The organism is Stenotrophomonas sp. STEN029 (assembly GCF_056760015.1).
The window spans coordinates 1-213 of sequence record NZ_JBRREC010000209.1 but is presented as its reverse complement, the minus strand read 5'-3'; the positions used below and the strand labels follow the sequence as shown (position 1 = coordinate 213).

Sequence of the window (213 nt, the reverse complement as noted above, 5' to 3'; positions counted from 1 at the left end):
GCCGCCAGCGAAGATGGCGGCCGCGTCGAGCGCCCGGCCGGCCATCCCTACCTGCGCATGACCCGCGTACTGGAGCCGGGTATGGTGGTCACCATCGAGCCGGGCCTGTACATCTCGCCGGACGATCGCAGTGTGGAGGCGCGTTGGCGCGGCATTGGGATCCGCATCGAGGACGATGTGTTGATCACCGAGGACGGGCACCGTGTGTTGACC

1 protein-coding gene is annotated in these 213 nt (G+C 68.1%); it reads left to right on the top strand.

Going from position 1 to position 213, the window contains the following annotated elements:
• A partial coding sequence (locus tag ACVOLI_RS20535; RefSeq protein ID WP_481615791.1) for a M24 family metallopeptidase occupies nucleotides 1–213 on the top strand: 213 nt, incomplete at both ends.